We start from the raw sequence: 24286 nt of genomic DNA, 5'->3' as shown, positions 1-24286 counted from the left end.
GCTGCCATGGCCACGCCGGTTCTGTACGGGTTACCGCCGATCATCGCCGAGGGCGCGCACACGCTGATACTCGGCAACATGCCCAGCGCGATGTCGTTGTCTGCCCAGCAGTACTACGGGAACCCGCGCAACGCGTTCTGGCGGATCACCGGCGAGATCTTCGGTTTCGGCGCCGATGACCCCTACCACGCGCGGGTGGCCGCGCTGACCGCACACAGGGTCGCCGTCTGGGATGTTCTGCGCTCGTGCAAACGGCTCGGCAGCCTCGACGCCGCGGTGCAGCCGGACAGCATGGTGCCCAACGACTTTGGGAAGCTGTTCATCGACTATCCGGGCATCGGGCGGGTGCTGTTCAACGGTGCGGCAGCGGAGAAGAACTACTACCGCCTCGTCGGCGCGGCGCCGACGGTCCGGTACCGCCGGCTGCCGTCGACCAGCCCGGCGCAGACGATGCGCTATGCGGAAAAGTTGGCGGCGTGGCGCGAGGCGATACGTCGGTAGCGGTCGCGAGCGTGCGCAAAGTCGCGAATTTTGTCGGCGTGTCGGCCGCAGACACGCACACTCACGGAGAAGAGGGCTAGGACACCGGCGGCCGGCGCTGCGCCCACGGCCGGGCCTTCTCGATCTGCGCGCCCAGGGACAGCAGCGTGGCCTCGTCGGACGGGCGGCCGACCAACTGAATCGACGTCGGCACACCGGTGCCGTCCACGCCCCACGGTACGACGGCGGCGGGCTGCCCGGTCACGTTGAACATCGCCTGGAACGGCACGCGCGCAGCCACCAGGTTCAGGGTCGACACCGCGCCCCTGCGTTGGTACGCGCCGATGCGCGACGGCCCGGTCGCGGTGCCCGGTGTGACGACCACGTCGACATCGTCGAAGATCGACTGGACGCGTTGGGCGAGTTCACGTTCCGCGGCCCGAATACGGGTCATGCGCTGACCGGAGACCAGCCCGCCGATCCTGGCGAACGCGCGCGTACGCGCTTCCAGGCGGTCGGGGTGCGGAAGTAACCGCACCTCGTCGGAGACACCCTTGAAGTAGCGCGACAACGCATGCGCGATCGCCGTGCGAGGATAGTCCGGATCGGCCACCACCACGTCGTGGCCGAGTTCGCGCAACAGCACGCCCGCCTCGTCCACGGCGGCCCGTTGGGACCTGCCGATCCGGGCGAGCAGCGGCGGTGGCACCTTGGTGCTCAACGCGATCCGCAGCCGGCCAGGTGCTTTGCCGGCGGCGGCGACGAACGCCGAATCGCCTACCGTCACATCGAGGAACAGCGCCGCATCCTCGACGGTTCTGGCCATCGGCCCGTTGACGCTCAACCCGTTCCACGCGTCGTCGTGCGGCGTCATCGGCACCCGATCGCGTTGGGGTTTGATGCCGAACAGCCCGCACCACGTCGAGGGGATCCGAATCGAACCCATGCCGTCAGAACCCAGCGCCATCGCCGCCAGGCCCGCCGCGACCGCCGCGCCGCTGCCTCCGCTGCTTCCGCCGGGGGTGTAGTCGGTGTTCCACGGGTTGCGCGTCGCGCCGTAGCTGACCGTCTCGGTGAACGGCCAGATCGTCATCTCGGGTACCGCGGTCTTACCGATGATGACCGCCCCCGCATCGCGCAGCCGCCGCACCACCTCGGCATCGCGGGTAGGCGCCGGGCCGTGGGCCGCGGTGCCATATGTCGTCGTCGCCCCGGCGACATCGACGTCGTCCTTGATCGCGATCGGCACGCCGAGCAGCGGAAGGCGCTCGCCTGCGTTCAGTCGATCCTGCGCGAGGCCGGCTTCCTGGCGCGCAGAGTCGGCGAGCACGATGCGATACGCCCTCAGCTGCGGGTCGAGCCGCGCGATGCGGTCCAGGTAGCACTCCAGCAATTCCGGCGCGGTGATCGTGCCTGCCGCCAGTCGTCTGGCCTGTTCGGCGGCACCTGCGAAGGCGAGCTCACGGGTCTCCATCCGCGGCAGCGTAGCGGTTCAGCCGCCGTATCGGGCGGCATACTCCCCGGGTGTGCAGCCCAGCATGTTCCGAAAGTCGTTGATGAAATGAGCCTGGTCGTACCAGCCGAGGCGGATGGCCAGGTCGGCGAAATCCATCTCGGCGTGGCTCTCGATCTCCAGCGCCGCCTGCTGCAGCCGGTAGCGGCACAGCACCCACTTGACCGGGACCCCGACGTAACGGCGGAAGATCCGCTGGGTGGTGCGGGTACCCCACGGTGAAAGGCGCATCACCTGCTCCACGCGGTGCAGTCGACCGTCCTCGCGGATCCGGCGGAGCAACGCGCCCAAGGTCGTGTACGTGCTGTCCGGTGTTCCCGGGTACCCGGCGATAAGGTCGTCAAGCGTCTGGGAGGCGGCGCCGACGTCGTCGTCCAGATCAATTGGGCCACCGAACAACTCGTCGCCCACCGGCTCTACGCGCCCGGTGAATTCGGAGGCGTCGCAGCCGAAGCGGGCCGCGAAACCGCCGGGCAGAAACCGTGCGCCGACGACCGCACCCCGTCCGGCGATCGTCGTGTGAAAGACCCGTTCGACCACACCGTGCACCAGAGTGTTCGGCAAGGAAAAGCCGTGGCGCGGACTGTCGTCGCCCCATTCGTGGGTGATGTGCATCGAGGGAAACGTGATCACCGTGCTGTCGAACGGGTTCTGACCGCGAAGGTCCCAGGTCACCGACCAGAAGTACTCGACGAACCTGGCCGCCGCGTCGGAGGGGGGCCACCTGTCGAGGTCGAACGTCGACGCGGTGTGGGTGCGGCCGACGACGCCGCGCACGGGTGGTTCCGCCCGCTCCCCCGGCGTGGATTCAGACACCGAGAACTCCTTGTTGTCGTCGATGCGGACATTCTGTCGCGGATCTCCAATTCAACGCCGCCTGCCGGCGATGAGACTTGCCGACATGAGCGTGAAACCGATTCCCGACGGATACACCAGCCTGACCCCGTTCCTGTGCATCGACGGCGCGTCGATGGCGATCGACTTCTACGTTTCGGTGTTCGGGGCCACGGTCGTCGACCGGATGGACGGACCAGACGGGACGGTGGCGCACGCCGAGTTGGACTTCGGCAACGGCCGGCTCCAACTCGGCGACCCCGCGCAGGCCTACGACATCGCCGCACCCGATCCCGACGCCGCGGCCACCCATTCCGTCGCGCTGTATTGCCCAGACGTCGACGACGTCGTCACCAAGGCCGAACAGGCCGGTGCGGCCATTCGTGAGCCGGCGCAGACGTTCGTCACCGGTGACCGGTTCGCGTCGATCCTCGACCCGTTCGGCCAGCGCTGGACGGTGATGACCCGGGTCGAGGACGTCTCACCCGAGGAACGCGACCGCCGGTTGTCCGAGTGGGCGACGGCGAACACATAACCGCTAACGTGGCGGAATGTCTTGTGTGTTCTGCGCGATCGTCGCCGGTGAAGCCCCGGCCATCCGGATCTACGAGGACGACGATTACCTCGCCCTGCTGGACATCCGACCGTTCACCCGGGGCCACACGCTGGTCATTCCCAAGCGTCACACCGTCGATCTGACCGACACACCGCCGGAGACCGTCGCGGCGATGGTGAAGCTCGGGCAACGCATCGCGCGGGCCGCTCGAAACTCCGGGCTGCACGCCGACGGCAACAACGTCGTCATCAACGACGGAAAGGCCGCGTTCCAAACCGTGTTCCACATCCACCTGCACGTGTTGCCGCGTCGCTCCGGCGACAAGCTGTCCTTCGCCAAGGGCATGCTGCTGCGCCACGATCCCGACCGCGAAGAGAGCGGACGGCTGCTGCGGGAGGCACTGGCGCAACTCGACGAGGCTGCGCAAGACTGAGCACATGAGCATGCCCCTGTGGGAGCGGTACATCGGCCTGCCGATGCTGAGGCTGCACGACAAGATCTACCAGGGCACCAATGGCCGCATCGGGCACCGCATCCTGCCCGGTACCCCGCCCAACCTGCTGCTGCACACCGTCGGCGCGAAAACCGGGATTCAGCGCACCAATTCGTTGACCTACGCCAGGGACGGCGACAGTTATCTCGTCGTCGCATCCAAGGGCGGGGACCCCAAAGCCCCCGGTTGGTACCACAACCTGAAGGCCGACCCGAACATCGAGATCAACGTGGGCCCCAAGCGGTTCGCGGTGACGGCCAAGCCGGTGCTGCCCGACGATCCCGACTATCCGAGGTTGTGGCGCATCGTCAACAAGAACAACGCCGACCGCTACCAGAACTATCAGAAGCGGACATCGCGCCCGATCCCGGTCGTCGTGCTTAGGCCTCGTCTTTGAGCGCGGGCAGACACGCGAACACCCCCAAAAAAACGGGGATCTCAGGGGGTCCTACGCGTTCCCCAGCTTGCGCGTGGGCCCAGCTCGCGAGGTCAGAACAGTTCTTTGGCCAGCAGTTCCAACGTCTTGTCACGAGCGGGTGCGGTGGCCGGGCCGGTGCCGCGGCGCGCCGACGCGACCGGGTTGACCATGACCTCGTCGACGTCGAACTCGGCAGCAAGGGCGCGCATCTGCTCGGCTGCCTGCGCGGGGGTGCCGACGACCGCGCGCTGTAGCGCGTCCTCGGCGATGCGCTGCGCGTGCGGTGTCAGCGTCGACTCTTCGGCGTCCTCGACGAGTTCGAGCGGGCCAAGCGGTTGACCCGTGCGCAGCCTGGCCATCATGTGCAGGTTGGGCAGCATCAACGCCTTTGCTTCCTGCGGTGTTTCGGCGACCACCGCGTTGACGGTCAGAAACGTCAGCGGTTCAGGGGCCTGATCGCTTGGCCGGAACTTCGACCGGTACACCTCCAGCGCCTCGGCGGTGCCCTTGCCGGAGAAGTGATGGGCGAACACGTACGGCAGGCCCTTGGCGGCGGCCAGATGCGCCGAGTACATCGACGAGCCCAGCAGCCACAGCTTCGGCACCGTCACCGCGGCCGGGGTGGCCTTGAGGATGTAGCGCTCGTTGGGGATCGGCACCCGCACCCCGCGCTCGCCCATCAGCGCGACGAGGTCGTCGAGGTAGTCGGGGAACGCCTCGATGTCACGATCGTCGCGACCGGCCGCGTTGCGCAGGGCCCATGAGGTCACCGGGTCCGAGCCGGGCGCCCGGCCGATGCCCAGGTCGATACGTCCGGGATGGGCGGCCTCCAGCAGCGCGAACTGTTCGGCCACCGCCAGCGGCGCGTGGTTGGGCAGCATCACCCCGCCGGACCCCAGCCGCACATGGGTGGTGTGAGCGGCCAGGTGCGCGATCAACACCGGCGGGCTGGTCGCCGCGACCGACGGCATGTTGTGGTGCTCGGCGACCCAGTAGCGGGTGTAGCCGAGACGGTCGGCGGTCTGGGCGAGCTGCGTCGACGCCGCCAGCGCATCAGAGGTCGACTGATCGGTACGAACCGGAACGAGGTCAAGGACAGAAAGCCGCATGGCTAGGTCAACGCGGTGACGCACCTATACGTTCCCTGGCCGCCCTGAACAGCGTGTGCGCATCGGGTTGCTCCTGGAGCAGCCGCTGGATCGGCCGATGCGCAGTGCGCGACTATCCGACGGAGGCCAGATCGCCGGCCAGCCGGAACACCTCGTCGAGCATCTGCGGGGTGAGCTTGCCGGTGAACGTGTTCTGCTGGCTGGGGTGATAGCAGCCGATCAACGTGAGGTCACCCAGTTTCGCCGTTGCGGCGTGGCCGAATTGGGGTGCGGGCTTGCCCACCGTCCCTCCGCCGGTACGCACCATCTGCAACGCCGCTCGCCAGGCGAACCCGCCCAGCGCGATGATCACCCGCACGGTCGGGGACATCAGGCGCCATTCCGCATCGAGCCACGGTGCACACGTGGCCCGCTCGGCCGGTGTCGGAGCGTTACCCGGAGGTGCGCAGCGAACGGCGGCGGCCACCCGGGTCTGGTTGAGCCGCAAGCCGTCCGCGGCATCCACGCAAACCGCCTGATTGGCCAGCCCGGAGCGGTGCATGGCGGCGATGAGAAAGTCGCCGGAGCGGTCGCCCGTGAACACCCTGCCGGTGCGGTTGGCGCCATGCGCTGCGGGCGCCAACCCGACGATCATCACCCGCGGCCGCTTCGCCCCGAACCCCGGAATGGGACGCCCCCAATACGGCTCGCCTGCGAAGGATTTCCGCTTCACCACAGCCACCTCTTCACGCCACTGCACCAGACGCGGGCAGGCCCGGCACATCGACATAGCGGCGTCCAGCTCCTCGATGGTCTGCGCGGCGCCGGCCACCGACGCCACCTGAGCCGCCGTCGCCGCCACCGCGGTGGCGGGGGTGGCCGGATCACCGGGCCAACCAGAACCCGGTGGCACCGGGGAGTCGAACAGCTTTCCAGTACGGGGATGGGCCAGCTTCACCACACCACTGTGCACGGGAGGAAAATTGGCGTGCCTACCGGCCCCGGCCGAGGTTAGATACCCCAGATGGACAGTAAACGCGGACCGCTGGCCCTGATTCTGTTCTCCGCGTTGACGGCCGGAGCGGGCAACGGCATCTCGTTGGTCGCGTTTCCGTGGCTTGTCCTGCAGCGCAACGGATCCGCGCTAGACGCATCGATCGTGGCGATGGCGGGTACGCTGCCGCTGCTGGTGGCGACGATCATCGCAGGCGCGGCGGTCGACTACCTGGGTCGCAGGCGGGTGTCGATGATTTCCGACGCGCTCTCTGCGCTGTCGGTGGCCGCGGTGCCGGTGCTGGCGTTGACGTTCGGCGCCGAGGTGCTCAACGTCGCGGTGCTGGCCGGCCTGGCAGCGCTCGGGGCGTTCTTCGACCCGTCGGGGATGACGGCCCGCGAGACGATGCTGCCCGAGGCCGCCGACCGCGCCGGTTGGACGTTGGACCGGGCCAACAGCGCCTACGAAGCCGCGTTCAACCTCGCCTACATCGTGGGACCCGGGATCGGCGGCTTGTTGATCGCCACGATCGGCGGGGTGAACACGATGTGGGTGACCGCGGCGGTGTTCGTGCTGTCGATCTTCGCGATGGCGGCGCTTCGCCTGGAGGGTGCGGGCAAACCCGACCGCAGCGCGCTGCCCGACGGCGTCTGGGACGGGGTCGTGGAGGGCTTGCGGTTCGTCTGGAACCTGCGGGTTCTGCGGGTGCTGGCGCTGATCGACCTCGCGGTGTTCGGGCTGTACATGCCGATGGAGAGCGTGCTGTTCCCGAAGTACTTCACCGACCGCGACGAGCCGGCCCAACTCGGGTGGGTGTTGATGGCGCTGAGCATCGGCGGTCTGGCCGGCGCGCTGGCCTACGCGGTGACGTCGAAGTTCATGAGCCGGCGGGTCACGATGGTCACGGCCGTGTTGACTCTCGGCGTCGCGATGACCTTCATTGCGTTCCTGCCACCGCTGCCGGTGATCCTGCTGCTGTCCGCACTCGCCGGGTTCGTCTACGGCCCGATCCAACCGATCTACAACTACGTCATGCAGACGCGCGCACCTGGGCATCTGCGTGGCCGGGTGGTCGGGGTGATGGGCTCGCTGGCGTATGCCGCGGGCCCGCTGGGATTGATCATCGCGGGTCCGCTGGCCGACGCCGCGGGTCTGCAGACGACGTTTCTGGCGTTGTCGCTGCCGCTGGTGCTTCTCGGTATCGTGGCGATCTTCCTACCGGCGCTGCGCGATCTGGACCGTTCACCGCAGGCCCTCGCCGAGCGCGCCGACCAGTAACCGTTGGCGTCAAACGGCGTTGGCGTGCTGACAACTATGCTCATTTTCAACACGTTTCGCCTCATCCATGGTTACCTCGGTAACTGGCCCCGATCGTGCTGAGGGCGGCGGCATCGGGCTACTGGGGATTCGTGGAGGGTTCATGGCGAGGGTGAGCGACGAAACGCTCGGTGACGTGCGAAGAGAACTCGACCGCTTCAAGAACGAATGGCGCCGCGGCGACGGTCACTACGCGGCAGCCCACCTGGCGGGCGCGGTCGAAACGCTCTTGGAAGAAGCCGAATCCAGTATCGACGAGCCGCTCTAGCCGGCGCCCCGGCGTCCGGCGGATGGCCCTTTCCGCGCGATCGCGGCAAGTTCTTCGCGCGTGCTCGCGCCTACCCGCTGACACGCGCGGTAGACGTGGCCCTCGACGCTGCGCACCGACATCACCAGCCGCTTGGCGATCTCCCGGTTCGACAGGCCTGCCACCACCAACTCGACGACCTCGCGTTGCCGTCCCGTGAGCGGCTGGCCGGCGGGCGCCCGCAACGCCGGCGTACAGAGCCCGCCGCAGGCGTCGCTGAGTTCGGTGGCCACTGCGGCGGCATATAGCCCGCGCTTGCGTTGCTGACCGCGGGTGAAGGCGACCGCCGCCTGAGCGGCGACGTCCGCGGCGGTCGCGCGGTCACCGATCCCAAGGTATTCGTTGGACGCGGCCAGCAGACCTTCGCCGTCGTCGGCGGCAAGCGATTCGGTATGCCGCGCAACAGCACTGGCAAGCGCCAGCGCCAGTTCATCGGCCAGCTCACCGGACCTTGCCGCCCACGACGTGTCACCCCACTGCGCCGCCGCCTGCAGGCAGGCCAGCTCGTGCGTGGGCTGCTCGCGCTCACGGGCCTGCCGCGCCGCGGACCCGACGGTCGCCATCGCCTCGGCGAGGCAGCCGTTCGCGGCGAGCGCCCACCCGGTGGCGATGCTCAGCGTGGTCTGCATGAACAGGTAGTCGGAGGGAACACAGTTCTGCGCCAGGGCCATCGCCGTATTGGCCGCATCGGCCTCACCCAGTTTCGCGTGTCCCTCGGCGAGCGCGAAGTACGTTGCGGGCCGTAGACCCGTTGTGATGCCGTGTCTTTCGACACCGGCCAGCGCCTCGTGCAGAAGCTTCACCGCCGCCTTGGCGTTTCCGCGCATCAGTTCGGAGTGGCCCAGCAAGGAGGCGAGGTTCGCGTAGGCCAGGCCGGGCACTTCGGTGGCGGATTCGGCGATGCGCTGCACCATCGCCTCGCACTCCTCGATGCGCCCGGTCAAGCGGCATGCACGGGCGTACACGCTGGCGAACCAGAACCGCATGTGGGACGCCTGGAAGGAGGTCATGGCCCGCTCCAACGCCGCCTCTGCGACCGTCGTCAGTTCCTCGGCGCGCCCCAGCGCGCCCAGCGCCATTGTCCGGGCCACCGCGGCCATCATGGCGTGAAAATCCGAGGACATGTCGGAATCCAGTGCTGCCCTTGCCTTTTCCTCGGCTTGGCGGCAGCGCGCCCAAACCGCGTCAACGCATGCCTCGATCGCGATGCGCGCGGTCTGCTCGGCCGGCGACTCCGGTCCTCGGGCCAACTCCTCGAGGATGACCGCGGCATCATGGCAGCGGCCCAGCATCCAGACCAGGTTGGTGGCGCGCAGCGTGGCCCACTGGTGGGCGCCTTGGGCCCCGTCGTCGCTGAGCTCTCGCAGCGCCTCCTCGGCCGGACCGCCGCGGCCCAGCAGAAGCAGGTTCATCGCCCGCACGGCGGGGGCTTCGGGCGCGCCGGCCGCCACCGCCGCCGCGGCGAATCGGTCGGCGAGGTCCAGGTCGAGCAGCGTCATCGCGTAGCGCGCGGACTGCAGACACAGTTGCGGATCGGGCGGCAGGTCCGAGTCCATGGCCAGCAGCGCGCGGCGCACCGTCGCCCGCATGTCGGCGTCGGGGTCCTTGGCAAGCCGTTCAGCCAACCTGCCGCGGATCTTCGACAGGTACATCTCCCCCGCCGTGGCCCTGCGCAACTCGCCGAACAGCGGATGCGCCAACCGGGCCATCAGTGTTCCGGCCGCGCGCTCGACGGTGATCAGATGCAACTGCTCGGCGGTCTCGAGGTCGGCGCGCCCCACCAGATCGCACAGCGCGTCGACGGCCAGCGGCTCACACTGCGACAGGGTGTCGACGACGAGGGCGACCTGCGGGTCGAGTTCGCACAGTTGCCTGCCGACCATGTCGGTGATGCTCTGCGAGACCGCCACGTCGCCGTCCCACATCCACACCCCGGCCGAGGACCGCATCCGGCCCGCCGCCACCTGATCCTTGACCAGCTGCTGCAGGAACAGCGCGTTACCGTCGGTGAGCTTCCAGAACCGTCGGGCGCTGCGCGCATCGACGGCGCCGCCGAGCACGTCCTCGATCATGACCCGGGTCGCCTCGGCCGATAACGGTTCCAGGTCCAGACGGGCCAGCAGGCCGTCTTTCCACAGTGCGGTGACGGCGTCCGGTTGATCGGCGCCGGACCGCACCGTCACCACGAGACGGGCGCCGCGGCTCTGCGCGAGCTGGTGCACGACGTGTGCGGACAGTCCGTCGAGCAGGTGGGCGTCGTCGACGCCGATCAGGACCCGACCCCGATGCTGTTGGTCGACAAACGAATTGATCACGCGTCGCACATTTGGCATGGGCTCACCCATCGGATCGCTGATCAGCGCGGTGAACGCGCCGAGCGGCAGAGCTCGAGCGGACTCCGTCCCGACGATCCAGTTGGTGCGCTCTCCGGCGCGCTCTGCGCGGGTCAGCACTTCGCGGGCCAGCCGGGTTTTGCCCACGCCCGCAGATCCGACGATCACCACGCCGGATGTGCCGCCACCCCCGCCGAGCGCGCGACGAATCACGTCCAATTCGCCGTCGCGCCCCGCCAGCGGATTCCCGCTGATCACGGCGCGACTATAACTCTGGTCGGTTGGCAGCGTTCGGATTTCATCTGCTCTCGTAGGATTGCGGTGTGGAGTCCGTCCTGGACGAGTTGATCGCCCAAACCCCTGAGGGTTCGGAAGGCATGGTCGTCACCGATCCCGACATCCTTGCGTCGTATCGGCACGACCGCGCGTTCGACCCGAGCGCGGGAACACCGCTGGCCGTGGTGCGGCCGCGCAGCACCGAGGACGTGCAGACGGCGCTGCGCTGGGCCACCAAGCACAAGATCGCCGTCGTGCCGCGCGGGATGGGCACCGGGCTGTCCGGCGGCGCAACCGCTCTGGACGGGGCGATCGTGCTGACCACCGAGAAGATGCGCGATATCGCCGTGGACCCGGTCACCCGCACGGCCGTCGTGCAACCGGGACTGCTCAACGCCGAGGTCAAGAAGGCGGTCGCCGAGCACGGGCTGTGGTATCCGCCGGATCCGTCCTCGTTCGAGATCTGCAGCATCGGCGGCAACATCGCGACCAACGCCGGCGGGCTGTGCTGCGTGAAGTACGGCGTCACCACCGATTACGTACTCGGATTACAGGTGGTGCTGGCCGACGGGACCGCGGTGCGGTTGGGCGGGCCACGGCTCAAGGACGTCGCGGGCTTGCCGCTGACCAAGCTGTTCGTCGGAAGCGAGGGCACACTCGGCGTCGTCACCGAGGTCACCCTCAAACTGTTGCCTGCACAGCACAGCGCGTGCACCGTCGTGGCGACCTTCGACTCGGTGGAAGCCGCGGCCAACGCCGTCGTCGCCATCACGGGCAGAATCCGCCCGTCGATGCTGGAGTTCATGGATTCGGCGGCCATCAACGCCGTCGAGGACAAGCTACGGATGGGCCTGGACCGCACCGCGGCCGCGATGATGGTGGCCGCCAGCGACGACCGCGGACCCTCGGGCGCCGCCGACGCGGAGTTCATGGCGCAGGTTTTCGGCGATCACGGTGCCAAAGAGGTGTTTTCGACATCGGATCCAGACGAGGGCGAGGCGTTCGTCGCCGCACGCCGGTTCTGCATACCCGCCGTGGAGATGAAGGGGTCGCTGCTGCTCGAAGATGTCGGTGTGCCGCTGCCCGCGTTGGCGGACCTGGTGGCCGGCGTGGCGAAGATCGCGGCAAACCACGAATTGATGATCTCGGTGATCGCCCATGCCGGTGACGGCAACACCCACCCGCTGATCGTGTACGACCCCGCCGATCCGGTGATGACCGAACACGCGCAGGCCGCCTTCGGCGAGATCATGGACCTCGCCGTCGGTCTGGGCGGCACGATCACCGGTGAACACGGGGTCGGCCGGCTCAAACGGCCCTGGCTGGCCGGTCAACTCGGCCCGGAGGCCATGGAGCTCAACCGTCGCATCAAGGCGGCGCTGGACCCCGACAACATCCTCAACCCCGGCGCGGGCATCTGACCCCTGGCGATTTCGGTGTACTTGGTCACGGTGAGCGGAACGAAGTACACCCGAATCGCCGGATGCTATTGACACAGTCCCGGGCAGTGTCATACCAATGAGACATGACAGCGACCCTGTCTCACAATTCGCCGGCACGCTTCCAGCTCGCCAACGCCAGCACCTGGCGCGCTCCGTGGGCGATGTACCAGGCGCTGCGTGACCACGACCCCGTGCACCACGTCATCCCCGAGGGCAGGCCGGACTCCGGCACATTGGGGGCTCGCCCCCGCGACTACTACGTGCTGTCCCGGCACGCCGACATCTGGGCGGCCGCCCGCGACCACGAGACGTTCTCGTCGGCACAGGGGCTGACGGTCAACTACGGCGAGCTCGACCTGATCGGTCTGGCCGACAATCCGCCGATGGTCATGCAGGACCCCCCGGTGCACACCGAGTTCCGCAAGCTGGTGTCGCGCGGGTTCACCCCCCGACAGGTCGAGGCGGTCGAACCCAAGGTGCGCGAGTACGTGATCGAGCGAGTCGAGCGCATTCGGGCCAACGGCGGCGGTGACATCGTCGCCGAGTTGTTCAAGCCGCTGCCGTCGATGGTCGTCGCGCACTACCTCGGCGTGCCCGAGGCCGACCGCGACAAGTTCGACGGTTGGACCGACGCGATCGTGGCCGCCAGCACCGCCGACGGTGGGATCGCCGGCGCGCTGGGCACCGCCGGTGACGCGGTGGGCGAAATGATGGCGTACTTCACCGCGCTGATCGAACGTCGCCGGGTGGCACCCGAAGACGACACCGTCTCGCACCTGGTGTCCGCTGGCGTCGGCGCCGACGGGGACATCTCCGGGGTGCTGTCGATACTTGCGTTCACGTTCACGATGGTCACCGGCGGTAACGACACCACTACCGGCATGCTCGGCGGTTCGGTGCAGCTGCTGCACCAGCGACCCGACCAACGCCGGCTGCTGGTCGAAAACCCCGACCTGATACCGGATTCCGTCGACGAATTCCTGCGGCTGACCTCACCGGTGCAGATGCTGGGCCGCACGGTGACCCGCGACGTCACGATCCATGACACCACGGTGCCCGAAGGACGCCGGGTGATGTTCCTGTACGGCTCGGCCAACCGCGACGAACGTCAGTTCGGCGACGACGCCGCAGAACTCGACGTGACACGAAAGCCACGCAACATCCTGACTTTCAGCCACGGTGCGCATCACTGCCTGGGCGCCGCGGCCGCCCGGATGCAATCGCGCGTCGCGCTCACCGAGCTGCTGTCCCGGATCCCCGAGTTCGCCGTCGACGAGGACGGAATCGTCTGGTCGGGAGGAAGTTACGTGCGACGACCACTGTCCGTCCCGTTCACGGTCAGCGGCTGATGGCGGGCGACTGGCTGGCCGCGCGACGCACCGAAGTCGCTGCGGACCGCATCCTGGACGCCGCAGGCGAGCTGTTCGCCGAACAGGAGGCGGCCACGGTCGGTATGCATGAAATCGCCTCGGCCGCAGGCTGTTCACGCGCGACGCTGTATCGGTATTTCGACAGCCGCGACGCGCTCTACACCGCCTACGTGCACCGCGAGGCCTACCGGCTCTACCGCGAGATGACCGATCAGGTCGGCTCGGTGGCAGACCCGCGCGAACGGCTCATCGAGGGCATGCTGGCGTCGCTGCGCAATGTGCGCGAAAGTCCCGCGCTGGCATCGTGGTTCGCCAAGACGCAGCGGCCGATCGGCGCCGACATGGCCGAACAGTCCGAGGTGATCAAGGCGCTGACCGAGGCGTTCGTCATCTCGCTGGCACCCGACGAGCCCGAGGTGGTGGCGCACCGCGCCAGGTGGCTGGTGCGGGTGATGACGTCGCTGCTGGTGTTCCCGGGTCACGACGAGGCCGACGAACGGTCGATGCTCGAGGAGTTCGTCATGCCGATCGTGCTGCCGAGCACCCAGACCACGCAGTAGCCGCTCAGGCCACCCAGTACGCCTGCGCCTTGATGGATTTCTTCGGGATCTTGTAGTTTTCCCGGAACACCTTGGCGACCGCGCGGGTGGTGCGGTTGTCACAGGCCACCCAACCGAAATGGTCGGAGGCGTCGAACGCCGCCGAGCTGACGGCCTGCACCAACGCCTCGCCGGAGTTCTTACGCTCCACCCACACCACGTCGGTGCTTCGCGCCACGGGCAACTGCTTGTCGTCGTCGTGGCTGGCCTCCAGGTACACCCGCGCCGGGGTGTCACCGATCGCCTGCAGCAGCGAGTTGATCGCGGGCAGCGACGCGGTGTCGCCGACGATGACATAGCCGGCGGGTTGCGGTTCGGGCAGCGTGAAGTTGCTGCCGAGGACCGTCACCTCGATGGTGTCGCCGGGCCGGGCGTTCTGGGCCCACTGCGAGGCGACGCCGTCGTGCAGCGCGAACTCGATGTCGACGGTGTCGGCCTCCGGGTTGGGGTCCACCAGCGTGAAGCCGCGCTGATGCAGCTTTTCCCCGTCGGCGAACCACATCCGGATCCACATCGTCGGATGCAGCGCCCGGTCGGTGAGCATCCCACCGGCGGTGAAGCTCAGCCGCAGATAGTGCGCGGTGACCTCACGCCGTCCGGTGACGGTCAGCTGGTAGTCGCCCGCACGCAGCAGCTTGAGCACCGCGCCCTGGAACCCGCGGGTCGGCTTCTTGTCGGACATATGAAAACAGCCCCTCAATGAATCGGTTTGTTAGGGCAGCTTAACCTAAGAACGAGGCTACCCGCCGCGTACGCGGGTGAACCGGTGCAACAGCCACGACAGCGGCACGGTGACCACGAACGTGATCGTGAACAGCCAGAAAACCGAGCCCGTGTAGATCGGGTAGCGCACGATCTCCACCATCACCAACTCCATCGTGATCAGGTGGATGAGGAAGATCTCGTAGGAGATTTCGCCGAGGAACACCATCGGTCGGCTGGCAAGAAACCGCGAATACAGTCCGCGGTCCCCCAGCGCCAGCGGGGCCACCATCAACGTGGCGATCACCGCGTAGAACCCGGTCTTGGCCAGCGCCTCGCGCAACTCGGTCGGCGAGGTGGTGGGTTCACCGGCGATCGGCGTGGAGACGATGAAGTAGCAGACCACCGCCAGCGGGATACAGGCCAGCGCGTACGCCCGCACGCCCAGCGGCTGCAACGCCGCCAGGACCATGCCGCCGACGAACCACGCCAGATACGTCGGCAACCACAGCTTGCCCCCGTCGGGCAGAAAGTCGGTGGTGTGCACCAGCACCAGCCACGCGGGTGAGATCAACGCGAGCCCACCCAGCCCGGTCAACAGCAGCGCGGGCCGCCACCGTCGACGACAGAGCACCACCAGCAGCAGGTAGGCCAGCACCGGAAGCACAACGTAGAACGCCACCTCGACGGCCAAGCTCCACATCTGGGTAAGGCCTTGGTGCAGAAACGAATACAGATAGTGGTCGGTGTAGATCTGGGTGAGCGTCAGGTTGCGAAACAGGCCCTCCCACGTGTGCCCGGGGTTGGGTCCGGCGGTGCGGAAGTGGTAGACGAGATAGGCCGCCAGCACCGTGACGACGTAGGCAGGCATGATGCGACGAACCCGGTGCCAGGCGTAGCGGCGTACCGACGGCGCCGGTTTGTCCGACGCAGCGGCCTTCACCCACGGCCGGAACAGCAGAAAACCGCTGAGCACGAAGAACACCGGCACACCGATCTCCATGCGCGAATACACCAGCCCGACGTAGCCCTGCGGATACTTGCCGGTGGTGTAGGCGGCGTGGGTGAGCATCACCAGCAGCGCGGCGACGGCCCGGATACCGGTGAGCGAGGCGACCCGCTCGGGCCTGCTGACGGACTCCAGCCCGCCCTGCGCATCCAACCCGCGCGACAGTGTCATTTCGATTTGCGGCTGGGTTTCCCGCCCTTGCGTGGCGGACGGTCGGGCTGCAAGTTGATCAGGATGCCCTGAATGCGGGTGCGCTCCAGGGCTTTCACCGTCTCGCGGGACAGCTTGGCAGGCAGTTCCACCAGCGAATGATCGGGCCGGATCGAGATGTGCCCGAAGTCGCTGCGGTTCAGCCCGCCCTCGTTGGCGATGGCGCCGACGATCGCGCCCGGACTCACCTTGTGCCGCTTGCCCACTGCGATGCGATACGTGGCGAAGCCCTGTCCGGGTCGGCGGGCTTGTCTGGGTCCGCGGTCGGGCCGCTCGGCACGTTCGGGCCGCTCGTCGCGGCGACGCTTCTCCGGCGGCGGTTCTGACATCAGGAACTGCTCGCCGTCCCGGGACTGCACCGCGAGCGCCGCGGCGATATCGACCATGGGGACGTCGTTTTCGCGCTCGTAGTCCTCGATCATGCTGCGGAACAGGTCGACTCCGGGCGCGTTGAGCGCATCGGTGATCGAGTCGCGGAACTTGGCGACGCGCTGGGCGTTGACGTCTTCGACAGTCGGCAGGTCGGCTTCGACGAGCTTGGAGCGGGTGGCTTTTTCGATGGCCTTGAGCAGGTGCCGTTCCCGTGGGGTGACGAACAGCAGCGCCGCACCCGAGCGGCCGGCCCGCCCGGTGCGCCCGATGCGGTGCACGTACGACTCGGTGTCGTGGGGGATGTCGTAGTTCAGGACGTGGGAGATCCGCTCGACGTCGAGCCCGCGCGCGGCGACATCGGTGGCGACGAGGATGTCGATGCTGCCGTCTTTCAGCGCGGCGATGGTGCGTTCGCGCTGCGCCTGCGGGATGTCGCCGTTGATGGCGGCCGCGGAGAAGCCGCGCGACCGCAGCCGTTCGGCCACTTCCTCGGTGGCCTGCTTGGTGCGGACGAACACGATCATCGCGTCGCCCTCTTCCACCTCCAGCACCCGGGTCAGCGCGTCCATCTTGCGGTGCCCGGCGACCTGGATGTAGCGCTGGGAAATGTTCTCGGCGGTCGCAGTTTTCGACTTGACCGTGACCTCGACGGGGTCGTGCAGGTACTTGGTGGTGATCTTGCGGATCGCGGACGGCATCGTCGCCGAGAACAACGCCACCTGCTTGTACTCGGGGGTCTCGGCCAGGATCCGCTCGACGTCCTCGACGAAGCCCATCTGCAGCATTTCGTCGGCCTCGTCGAGCACCAGATAGTCCAGATGCGACAGGTCCAACCGGCCCTTCTCCAGGTGATCGATCACCCGCCCGGGGGTGCCGACGACGACCTGTGCACCGCGCTTGAGCCCCGCCAACTGCGGGCCGTAGGACGATCCGCCGTAGATCGGCAGCACGTTGATCTTGGGCAGGTGCGCGCCGTACCGTCCGAACGCCTCGGCGACCTGCAGCGCCAACTCGCGCGTGGGAGCCAGCACGAGCGCCTGGGTGGCCCGGTTGTCGGGATCGATCTTCGACAGGATCGGGATGGCGAAGGCGGCGGTCTTGCCGGTGCCGGTCTGGGCCCGGCCGACCACGTCGGAGCCGGCCATCATCGCCGGGATGGTGGCCGCCTGGACCGCGGACGGCGACTCATATCCGACGTCGGCGACGGCCTGCAGCACCGCCGGGTGAATCTGCAGGTCAGAAAAGGTCAATTCGGCAGTCGGAGGTGCCTGGTTCGTGTCCGACTCAGAGGACGTCATCAGCTGGGATTCTAATGCCCGTTGTGTCACCGAATCGCCACATGGCACTGTCGTCACTTGCGTCACAGAACGCCGGCCGGGTTCCGCGGTGTGTCGACGCGATCTGCTCGACGCAATTTGCGAGGGTGGGTTAGGTGAAGTGCACGGTTCGGTTCTGCGGTGGCATCGCGATATCGGCAGTTCTGCTCGCCGGCTGCGGGGCGGGTGACTCAACCGTCTCGAAGACGCCGGGCCCGACGGCGCCACCACCTGTCCCGGCCACCGCTGCGCCGTCGCCGGTGCCGTCGACGCCCGCACCGGGCACGACGGCGGCAGCAGACCCGTGCGAGGTCAACCTCGCCGCGCCCGAGATCGCCAAGGCGGTTGCGGAGTTGCCCCGCGACCCGCGCAGCGAACAGGGCTGGAGTCCTGAGCCGCTGGCGGGCAACTACAACCAATGCGCGCAGTTGTCGGTGGTGATCGTCAAGGCCAACACCAACGCCGAGAACCCCAACACCCGCGCGGTGATGTTCCACCTGGGCAAGTTCATCCCCAGCGGGGTGCCTGCCACCTACGGTTTCAACGGCATCGATCCGACCGCCAGCACCGGTGACACCGTCGCGCTGCGCTACTCCAACGGGGTGCCGGGCTTGGACAGCGTGGTGAAGTTCCGGTGGAACGGCAACGGGGTGGAGCTGATCGGCAACACGCCGGGCTGACCCTTTTGTTGGACGTCGCGGCGCCGCGGCGCCGAACGTGGGTTACCCGCACGGCGTTCTGGCGGTAGACGTGCATCGAGCCCACGTTCGGCGGCCTAGTGGGGCTCGAGCCCGGAAATCCGCGCGTCGGGCCGTACCTTGTGCGCCTGCGGCCACCCTCTTGCCTGCATCGCATCCCGCACGCGGGCCAGAAATACATGCGGCCGGTAGCGCAACAGATCTCGACTCACCCGAATGATCAGCCAGCCTTGCGCGGTCAGTTCGGCCAGCCGGTCGATGTCGTATGCGTGTTGCGCGGGATCGTCCCAATGTTGCCGACCGTCGTATTCGACACAGACCTTGAATTCCGCCCACCCCATGTCGATGCGACCTACGAAGGAACCGTATTCGTCGACGACGAGAATCTGTGTTTGCGGCTTCGGAAACCCGCCGGCGATCAACAGCAGGCGTGTCCGGGTTTCCTGCGGCGATTCGGAACCGCCGTCCATCAGCGCCAATACCCGCCGTAGCTGCACCATGCCGCGGGCACCGCGACGGGTGTCGGCGAGACGCATGACATCGCCCGCCTTGAGACCGGTGGCGTTGGCCAACGCGTCAACACGGATGATCGCCCGCTCGAGACCTTTTCTGCGTCCGATGTCGAACGCCGTGCGCGCCGGCGTGGTCACCGGCAATCCGTGCACGACGCCGACCTCGTCGTCGCGCAATTTGTTGCGATGTATGAGAATGCCCTCGACGGGGCAGGCCTCAGTGCGAATCAGCTCGGCCGGTAACTCTTCGCCAATCCATCGAGATCCGTACAGCGCCGATGCGGACATTCCGGCGAGGGTGGCGTTTCGCGCGGACCACAGCCAGGCGGCCACCGCTCGTCTGTCCGGTGTCAGCTTCACGCCTTTGGGCAGGTAGACATTTCGATAGACCATGTCGTGGCGGCTGACCAGCGTGCGCCTGGTCACCAGGCCGGCCGCCGCCGCTTCGGTGCCGATGAACGGCAGGGATTTTGTGTTCATGCGGTGACTGTCGGCACCGCGTCTCACACGATCGGCCGGAGCGACGGTGCGCACGGGCCGGCCTGTGGATGGGCATGCCGTTGGGGATGACGAGTGTGGGCTCGTGACACGCTCGAGGCCGACACCGCGTGCGGGTAACCCACGTTCGCGCCAACTTGGGGTGTCGGGGGGCTCGCCTACAGTGGCAGCGTGTTCGTCACCGACGACCGCGTCATCTACAGCGCCTCAGACCTCGCGGCGGCGGCGCGCTGCGAGTACGCGCTGCTGCGCGCGTTCGACGCGAAGCTGGGCCGCGGCCCTGCAGTCAGCGTGGACGACGAGCTGCTCGCCAGAACCGCCGAGCTCGGCGGTGAACACGAGCGGCGCCACCTGGATCGGCTGCGCGACATGGCCGACGTCGCGATCATCGGCAGGCCGCCGTCCACGGTCGAGGGGCTGACCGGCGCGGCCGAACAGACCCGGCGCGCCGTCGAGCGACGCGCTCCGGTGATCTATCAGGCGGCGATGTTCGACGGCCGGTTCGTCGGGTTCGCCGACTTCCTCATTCTCGACGGGGACCGCTACCTGCTGCGCGACACCAAACTGGCCCGTTCGGTCAAGGTGGAGGCGCTGCTGCAGCTGGCCGCCTACGCCGAAACACTTTCGGCTGCAGGTATTCCGGTGGCCGATGAAGTCGAGCTGGTGCTCGGTGACGACGCCACCGCCCGCTACCGTCTCGACGAGTTGCTTCCGGTGTACCAGGGCCGGCGCGCCGCCCTGCAGCGCCTGCTCGACGACCATTTCGCGTCCGGCGCGCCGGTCGACTGGTCGGACGAGACGGTGCGCGCCTGTTTCCGCTGCCCCGAATGTGAGGTCCAGGTTCGCGCGACCGACGATCTGCTGCTCGTGGCGGGCATGCGGGTCAGTCAGCGGTCCCGGCTCATCGACGCGGGCATCACCACCGTCACCGAACTCGCGCGACATGAAGGTGCGGTGCCCGAACTGTCATCGCGGGCGCTCACCGCGCTGCGGACCCAAGCGCGGCTGCAGTTGACCCCGAAAGTCGACGGCAAGCCCGCCTATGAGGTGGTGGACCCGCAGCCGCTGATGGTGCTGCCCGATGAGAACAGGGGCGACCTGTTCTTCGACTTCGAAGGCGACCCGCTGTGGACCACCGACGGCCGCGAGTGGGGCCTGGAATACCTGTGGGGGGTACTCACCGTCGGAGGCGAATTCCACCCGTTCTGGGCGCACGACCGGGCCAGCGAACGCCAGGCGCTGATCGACTTTTTAGCCATGGTGCGCAAGCGGTTGCGGCGCTACCCCGGCATGCACATCTACCACTACGCAGCCTACGAGAAGAGCACGCTGCTGCGTCTGGCCGGCCGCTACGGCGTCGGCGAGAACGACGTCGACGAACTGCTCCGCAACGGCGTGCTGGTGGACCTGTATCCATTGGTACGCAAAAGCATTCGGGTGGGGACAGAGAACTACAGCATCAAGTCGCTGGAACCGCTCTACATGGGCAACGAGCTGCGCAGCGGCGAGGTGACCACGGCCACCGACTCCATCACCCAGTACGCCCGCTACTGCGCGCTGCGCGACGAGGAACGCAGCGACGAAGCCGCCGCCGTGCTCAAGCAGATCGAGGATTACAACCTTTACGACTGCCGCTCGACGCGCCGGTTGCGCGACTGGCTGATGGCCCGCGCCATCGAAGCCGGGGTGCCGCCGCGCGGACCCCAGCCGGTGCGCGACGACGAGGCCGCCATCGAGATCGGGGACGCCCTCGAACGCAGACTGCTCAAGTTCGCAGGCGACGGCGTCTCGGCACGCACCCCCGAGCAGACCGCCGTCGCGATGTTCGCCGCCGCCCGCGGCTTTCACCGCCGGGAGCACAAACCGTTCTGGTGGAGCCACTTCGATCGGGTCAACAACCCCGTCGACGAGTGGGCCGACGACGGCGATGTGTTCGTCGCCGACCGGGCCGTGATCGAACACGACTGGCACCGGCCGCCCAAGGCCCGCAAACCGCAACGGCACCTTCGGCTCTACGGGGAACTCGCCAACGGCGAACTGACCCGCGAGATGTACGCGCTCTACGACCCGCCGGCCCCCGCGGGGCTGGCCGACGATCCGGACCGCCGCGCATTCGGCGCCGTCACCGTCCTCGAATGCAACGACCCGCAAGTGCCGACCGAAGTCGTCGTCGCCGAGAGGCAGCCGAAGAACGGCGACGTGTTCGATCAGCTGCCCTTCGCGCTGACACCGGGTCCGCCGATCAACACAAAGCCGTTGGAGGAGTCGATCGAGGCCACCGCGGCCGCGGTGGCGGCCGGGCTGCCGATGGTGCCGTGTGACGCCGTGACCGACATCCTGCTGCGTCGCACCCCGCGTACCCGCAGTGGCAACCCGCTGCCGCACGGCGCCGCGATCGAAGACGACATCACCGCCGCGTTGCTCGACCTCGACGCCTCCTATCTCGCGGTGCACGGGCCGCCGGGCACCGGTAAGACATACACCTCGGCACGGGTGATCGAACGACTGGTCAACGCCCACGGGTGGCGCGTCGGCGTGGTGGCCCAGTCACATGCGGTGGTAGAGAACCTTTTCGCCGACGTGCTGAAGGCCGGTGTCGACGGCGCGCATGTGGCCAAGAAGCTCAACAGCGTCAACTGTGGCTGGACCGAGCTGACCAACCCCGAGTTCGCTGCGTTCATCGACGAGCACACCACCGGCGGCGTCGGCTGTGTGATCGGCGGCACGGGCTGGGACTTCGCCAACCCCGCCAAGGTTCCGCGCCAGTCACTACACGTGCTCGTGGTCGAGGAGGCAGGCCAGTACAGCCTGGCCAACACCATCGCCGTCGCTCCGGCAGCCCGCAACCTGATGCTGCTCGGTGATCCGCAGCAGCTGCCGCAGGTGAGCCAGGGCACCCACCCCGAGCCGGTCGACCGCTCAGCGCTGGGCTGGCTGATCGACGGAAGACACACGCTGCCAAGCGAACTCGGCTACTTCCTGGACCGCTCCTTCCGGATGCACCCGGCGGTGTGTTCGACGGTATCGCGGCTGTCCTATGACGGCAGGCTCCAATCGTTCGACAGCATCACCGCAGCGCGCGTGCTCGACGGACACGCGCCGGGGCTGCAGGTGCTCACCGTCGACCACACCGGTAATTCGACCGAGAGCCCCGAGGAGGCCGATGCGATCGTCGCCGAGATCGCGCGCCTGCTGGGCACCCCGTGGTCCGACGAGGACGGCACGGTGCCGTTGAGCCAGCACCACATTCTCGTCGTCACGCCGTACAACGCACAGGTGGTGGCCCTGCGTCGCCGCCTCGACGCCGCGGGATACCCCGACGTCGAAGTCGGCACCGTCGACAAGTTCCAGGGCAGGCAGGCTCCCGTGGTCTTCGTGTCGATGACCGCGTCGTCGGCAGACGATGTTCCGCGGGGAATCGCGTTCCTGCTCAACCGGAATCGCCTCAACGTCGCGGTGAGCCGGGCCAAATACCTGTGTGTGATCGTGCGCTCTGCGCTGCTGACCGACTATCTGCCGACGACGCCGGACCGACTTGTCGAGCTCGGCGCGTTTCTCGCACTGGCGCCATGTGATACACCCACGGGATGAGCTTGACCGACCGGCTGGCCGCGATCGTCGGCGCCGCCCATGTGAGCACCGACCCTGACCTGTTGGCCGGACGCACCGTCGACCACACCGGGCGCTACCGAGGCAACGCCGCCGCGCTGGTGCGGCCGGGAACGACAGACGAGGTCGCCGCCGTGCTGCGAAGCTGCCGCGACGCCGGTGTCTGCGTCACCGTGCAGGGCGGGCGCACCTCGCTGGTCGCCGGCACGGTGCCCGAGCACGACGACGTCCTGCTGTCCACCGAACGGCTGCGCGACGTCGGCGAGGTCGACGTCGTCGAGCGGCGGATCCACGTCGGTGCCGGTGCGACGCTGGTCGAGGTGCAGCGCGCAGCGGCCGCGTCGGGCCTGGTGTTCGGTGTCGATCTGGCCGCGCGCGATTCGGCCACCGTCGGCGGTATGGCGTCGACGAACGCCGGCGGGCTGCGCACCGTGCGCTACGGCAACATGGGTGAGCAGGTCATCGGGCTGGACGTGGCGCTGCCCGACGGCACGGTGCTGCACCGGCACAGCCAGGTGCGGATGGACAACACCGGATATGACCTGGCGTCCCTGTTCATCGGCGCCGAGGGCACGCTCGGCGTGATCACCGGGCTGGATCTGCGGCTGCATCCCTTGCCACGGTCCCGGGTGACCGCGATCTGCGGGTTCGCCGACCTGGAGGCGCTCATCGAAACCGGCCGGGTATTCCGGGATCTGGACGGCATCGCCGCACTGGAGTTGGTCGACGCCCGCGCGAGCGCGCTGACCGCCGAGCATGTCGGCGTGCCCGCCCCCGTCGACGGTGCCTGGCAGCTGCTGATCGAACTGGCCGGCGATGACGACCAGACCGAGCGGCTGGCGGGCGCGCTCGACGGCGCCAAACTGACAGGTGAACCGGCGGTCGGCGTCGATGCCGCCGCACAGCAGCGGTTGTGGCAAGTGCGCGAGGCGGTCGCCGAGGTGCTGGGTGTGTACGGTCCGCCACTGAAATTCGATGTCTCGCTGCCCCTTTCGGGCATTTCGGAGTTCGCCGAGAGCGCGTCACTCCTCGTCGCAGAACACGCCCCCGCGGCGATCCCGGTGCTGTTCGGCCACATCGGCGAGGGCAACCTGCATCTGAACGTGTTGCGCTGCGGGCCGGACGCGGAGCGCAGGTTGTACTCGTCGATGATGGCGTTGATCGCCCGCCTCGGCGGCAACGTCAGCTCTGAGCACGGCGTCGGCACCCGCAAGCGCGACTACCTCGCGATGTCACGCACCGACGCCGACATCGCGGCCATGCGAGCGGTGAAGACAGCTTTCGACCCGACCGGATACCTCAACCCCGCAGTGCTTTTCGACACATAAGCCGAGCGAGGC

At 67.9% G+C, this 24286-nt stretch carries 21 protein-coding genes; 12 read left to right on the top strand and 9 right to left on the bottom strand.

The window, feature by feature from the left end; all coding sequences use genetic code 11:
- Positions 1 to 6: 6 nt before the first annotated feature.
- On the top strand, positions 7 to 501 hold the full coding sequence (locus tag K3U96_RS06840; protein ID WP_220692483.1) for a DNA-deoxyinosine glycosylase: 495 nt from the start codon (positions 7 to 9) through the stop codon (positions 499 to 501).
- Between the two features lie 76 nt (positions 502 to 577).
- On the opposite strand, the gene K3U96_RS06835 is transcribed toward K3U96_RS06840, so the two are convergent.
- Positions 578 to 1954, bottom strand: coding sequence for an amidase (locus tag K3U96_RS06835; protein WP_220692482.1), 1377 nt, complete (start codon positions 1952 to 1954; stop codon positions 578 to 580).
- Between the two features lie 18 nt (positions 1955 to 1972).
- Positions 1973 to 2809, bottom strand: a complete 837-nt coding sequence (locus tag K3U96_RS06830) for an AraC family transcriptional regulator (RefSeq protein ID WP_230982388.1) — start codon at positions 2807 to 2809, stop codon at positions 1973 to 1975.
- A gap of 85 nt (positions 2810 to 2894) precedes the next feature.
- Between K3U96_RS06830 and K3U96_RS06825 the strand changes: the two genes are divergently transcribed.
- Genes K3U96_RS06825 through K3U96_RS06815 form a run of 3 tightly spaced genes read left to right on the top strand, consistent with a single transcriptional unit; the run spans position 2895 to position 4273 of the window.
- Positions 2895 to 3362: a VOC family protein gene (locus K3U96_RS06825; protein ID WP_220692481.1), complete on the top strand. Its 468-nt coding sequence runs from the start codon at positions 2895 to 2897 to the stop codon at positions 3360 to 3362.
- A 16-nt stretch (positions 3363 to 3378) separates the two neighbouring features.
- Positions 3379 to 3816, top strand: coding sequence for an HIT family protein (locus tag K3U96_RS06820; protein ID WP_220692480.1), 438 nt, complete (start codon positions 3379 to 3381; stop codon positions 3814 to 3816).
- A 4-nt stretch (positions 3817 to 3820) separates the two neighbouring features.
- A complete protein-coding gene (locus K3U96_RS06815; protein WP_220692479.1) occupies positions 3821 to 4273 on the top strand; it encodes a nitroreductase family deazaflavin-dependent oxidoreductase in 453 nt (150 codons plus the stop codon).
- 92 nt (positions 4274 to 4365) lie between these two features.
- Here the strand turns inward: K3U96_RS06815 and K3U96_RS06810 are convergent, their stop codons facing one another.
- The gene (locus tag K3U96_RS06810; protein ID WP_220692478.1) at positions 4366 to 5403 is read right to left on the bottom strand and encodes an LLM class flavin-dependent oxidoreductase; all 1038 of its coding nucleotides are present in this window, start codon (positions 5401 to 5403) and stop codon (positions 4366 to 4368) included.
- Positions 5404 to 5515: 112 nt separating this feature from the next.
- Complete coding sequence (locus K3U96_RS06805) at positions 5516 to 6340, bottom strand: uracil-DNA glycosylase (protein WP_069405194.1); 825 nt, start codon at positions 6338 to 6340, stop codon at positions 5516 to 5518.
- A gap of 66 nt (positions 6341 to 6406) precedes the next feature.
- Between K3U96_RS06805 and tap the strand changes: the two genes are divergently transcribed.
- Together tap and K3U96_RS06795 are read left to right on the top strand one after the other, a co-directional pair.
- Entirely contained in the window at positions 6407 to 7654 is a 1248-nt protein-coding gene (gene tap, locus K3U96_RS06800) for a multidrug efflux MFS transporter Tap (protein WP_220692477.1), read from the top strand.
- A gap of 151 nt (positions 7655 to 7805) precedes the next feature.
- Positions 7806 to 7961 carry a hypothetical protein gene (locus K3U96_RS06795; protein ID WP_110917305.1) on the top strand — a complete coding sequence of 52 codons (156 nt, stop codon included), beginning with the start codon at positions 7806 to 7808 and terminating at the stop codon, positions 7959 to 7961.
- Here K3U96_RS06795 and K3U96_RS06790 read toward each other — a convergent pair.
- The gene (locus tag K3U96_RS06790; RefSeq protein WP_220692476.1) at positions 7958 to 10591 is read right to left on the bottom strand and encodes a helix-turn-helix transcriptional regulator; all 2634 of its coding nucleotides are present in this window, start codon (positions 10589 to 10591) and stop codon (positions 7958 to 7960) included. The genes K3U96_RS06795 and K3U96_RS06790 overlap by 4 nt on opposite strands.
- Before the next feature lie 119 nt (positions 10592 to 10710).
- On the opposite strand from K3U96_RS06790, the gene K3U96_RS06785 reads away from it, so the two are divergent.
- The 3 genes from K3U96_RS06785 (at position 10711) to K3U96_RS06775 (ending at position 13981) form a co-directional block, all read left to right on the top strand.
- Positions 10711 to 12030 (top strand): FAD-binding oxidoreductase, encoded by a 1320-nt coding sequence (locus tag K3U96_RS06785; protein WP_220693428.1) that lies wholly within the window; start codon positions 10711 to 10713, stop codon positions 12028 to 12030.
- A 104-nt stretch (positions 12031 to 12134) separates the two neighbouring features.
- Entirely contained in the window at positions 12135 to 13400 is a 1266-nt protein-coding gene (locus tag K3U96_RS06780) for a cytochrome P450 (protein WP_220692475.1), read from the top strand.
- The gene (locus tag K3U96_RS06775; protein ID WP_069405183.1) at positions 13400 to 13981 is read left to right on the top strand and encodes a TetR/AcrR family transcriptional regulator; all 582 of its coding nucleotides are present in this window, start codon (positions 13400 to 13402) and stop codon (positions 13979 to 13981) included. The genes K3U96_RS06780 and K3U96_RS06775 overlap by 1 nt, the downstream gene beginning before the upstream one ends.
- A gap of 4 nt (positions 13982 to 13985) precedes the next feature.
- Here the strand turns inward: K3U96_RS06775 and K3U96_RS06770 are convergent, their stop codons facing one another.
- From K3U96_RS06770 to K3U96_RS06760, 3 genes are read right to left on the bottom strand one after another with little or no spacing between them, the layout of a single operon-like run.
- Entirely contained in the window at positions 13986 to 14702 is a 717-nt protein-coding gene (locus K3U96_RS06770) for a siderophore-interacting protein (protein ID WP_220692474.1), read from the bottom strand.
- A gap of 57 nt (positions 14703 to 14759) precedes the next feature.
- A complete protein-coding gene (locus K3U96_RS06765) occupies positions 14760 to 15902 on the bottom strand; it encodes an acyltransferase family protein (RefSeq protein WP_220692473.1) in 1143 nt (380 codons plus the stop codon).
- Complete coding sequence (locus K3U96_RS06760) at positions 15899 to 17611, bottom strand: DEAD/DEAH box helicase (RefSeq protein ID WP_069405186.1); 1713 nt, start codon at positions 17609 to 17611, stop codon at positions 15899 to 15901. The genes K3U96_RS06765 and K3U96_RS06760 overlap by 4 nt, the downstream gene beginning before the upstream one ends.
- Before the next feature lie 134 nt (positions 17612 to 17745).
- Here K3U96_RS06760 and K3U96_RS06755 point away from each other — a divergent pair, with 134 nt between their 5' ends.
- On the top strand, positions 17746 to 18309 hold the full coding sequence (locus tag K3U96_RS06755; RefSeq protein WP_084223114.1) for an LppP/LprE family lipoprotein: 564 nt from the start codon (positions 17746 to 17748) through the stop codon (positions 18307 to 18309).
- A gap of 95 nt (positions 18310 to 18404) precedes the next feature.
- Here K3U96_RS06755 and K3U96_RS06750 read toward each other — a convergent pair whose 3' ends face one another.
- On the bottom strand, positions 18405 to 19319 hold the full coding sequence (locus tag K3U96_RS06750; protein ID WP_220693427.1) for a type IV toxin-antitoxin system AbiEi family antitoxin: 915 nt from the start codon (positions 19317 to 19319) through the stop codon (positions 18405 to 18407).
- A 189-nt stretch (positions 19320 to 19508) separates the two neighbouring features.
- Between K3U96_RS06750 and K3U96_RS06745 the strand changes: the two genes are divergently transcribed.
- Together K3U96_RS06745 and K3U96_RS06740 are read left to right on the top strand one after the other, a co-directional pair.
- Positions 19509 to 22928, top strand: coding sequence for a TM0106 family RecB-like putative nuclease (locus tag K3U96_RS06745; protein ID WP_220692472.1), 3420 nt, complete (start codon positions 19509 to 19511; stop codon positions 22926 to 22928).
- On the top strand, positions 22925 to 24274 hold the full coding sequence (locus tag K3U96_RS06740) for an FAD-binding oxidoreductase (RefSeq protein WP_220692471.1): 1350 nt from the start codon (positions 22925 to 22927) through the stop codon (positions 24272 to 24274). The genes K3U96_RS06745 and K3U96_RS06740 overlap by 4 nt, the downstream gene beginning before the upstream one ends.
- The last annotated feature ends 12 nt before the right edge of the window (positions 24275 to 24286 follow it).

The organism is Mycolicibacterium holsaticum DSM 44478 = JCM 12374, from assembly GCF_019645835.1.
GTDB classification, from domain to species: Bacteria; Actinomycetota; Actinomycetes; order Mycobacteriales; family Mycobacteriaceae; genus Mycobacterium; species Mycobacterium holsaticum.
This window is presented reverse-complemented; position numbering and strand designations above follow the sequence as displayed.

What these genes read in the sequence shown, in the direction of transcription:
- K3U96_RS06785 (WP_220693428.1), top strand. Translation starts at nt 10,711, where the DNA reads ATGGTCGTCACCGATCCCGACATCCTTGCGTCGTATCGGCACGACCGC.
- K3U96_RS06765 (WP_220692473.1), bottom strand. Translation starts at nt 15,902, where the DNA reads ATGACACTGTCGCGCGGGTTGGATGCGCAGGGCGGGCTGGAGTCCGTC.
- K3U96_RS06820 (WP_220692480.1), top strand. Translation starts at nt 3,379, where the DNA reads ATGTCTTGTGTGTTCTGCGCGATCGTCGCCGGTGAAGCCCCGGCCATC.
- K3U96_RS06780 (WP_220692475.1), top strand. Translation starts at nt 12,135, where the DNA reads ATGACAGCGACCCTGTCTCACAATTCGCCGGCACGCTTCCAGCTCGCC.
- K3U96_RS06810 (WP_220692478.1), bottom strand. Translation starts at nt 5,403, where the DNA reads ATGCGGCTTTCTGTCCTTGACCTCGTTCCGGTTCGTACCGATCAGTCG.
- K3U96_RS06770 (WP_220692474.1), bottom strand. Translation starts at nt 14,702, where the DNA reads ATGTCCGACAAGAAGCCGACCCGCGGGTTCCAGGGCGCGGTGCTCAAG.
- K3U96_RS06835 (WP_220692482.1), bottom strand. Translation starts at nt 1,954, where the DNA reads ATGGAGACCCGTGAGCTCGCCTTCGCAGGTGCCGCCGAACAGGCCAGA.
- K3U96_RS06815 (WP_220692479.1), top strand. Translation starts at nt 3,821, where the DNA reads ATGAGCATGCCCCTGTGGGAGCGGTACATCGGCCTGCCGATGCTGAGG.
- K3U96_RS06825 (WP_220692481.1), top strand. Translation starts at nt 2,895, where the DNA reads ATGAGCGTGAAACCGATTCCCGACGGATACACCAGCCTGACCCCGTTC.
- K3U96_RS06740 (WP_220692471.1), top strand. Translation starts at nt 22,925, where the DNA reads ATGAGCTTGACCGACCGGCTGGCCGCGATCGTCGGCGCCGCCCATGTG.
- K3U96_RS06750 (WP_220693427.1), bottom strand. Translation starts at nt 19,319, where the DNA reads ATGAACACAAAATCCCTGCCGTTCATCGGCACCGAAGCGGCGGCGGCC.
- tap (WP_220692477.1), top strand. Translation starts at nt 6,407, where the DNA reads ATGGACAGTAAACGCGGACCGCTGGCCCTGATTCTGTTCTCCGCGTTG.
- K3U96_RS06760 (WP_069405186.1), bottom strand. Translation starts at nt 17,611, where the DNA reads ATGACGTCCTCTGAGTCGGACACGAACCAGGCACCTCCGACTGCCGAA.
- K3U96_RS06840 (WP_220692483.1), top strand. Translation starts at nt 7, where the DNA reads ATGGCCACGCCGGTTCTGTACGGGTTACCGCCGATCATCGCCGAGGGC.
- K3U96_RS06775 (WP_069405183.1), top strand. Translation starts at nt 13,400, where the DNA reads ATGGCGGGCGACTGGCTGGCCGCGCGACGCACCGAAGTCGCTGCGGAC.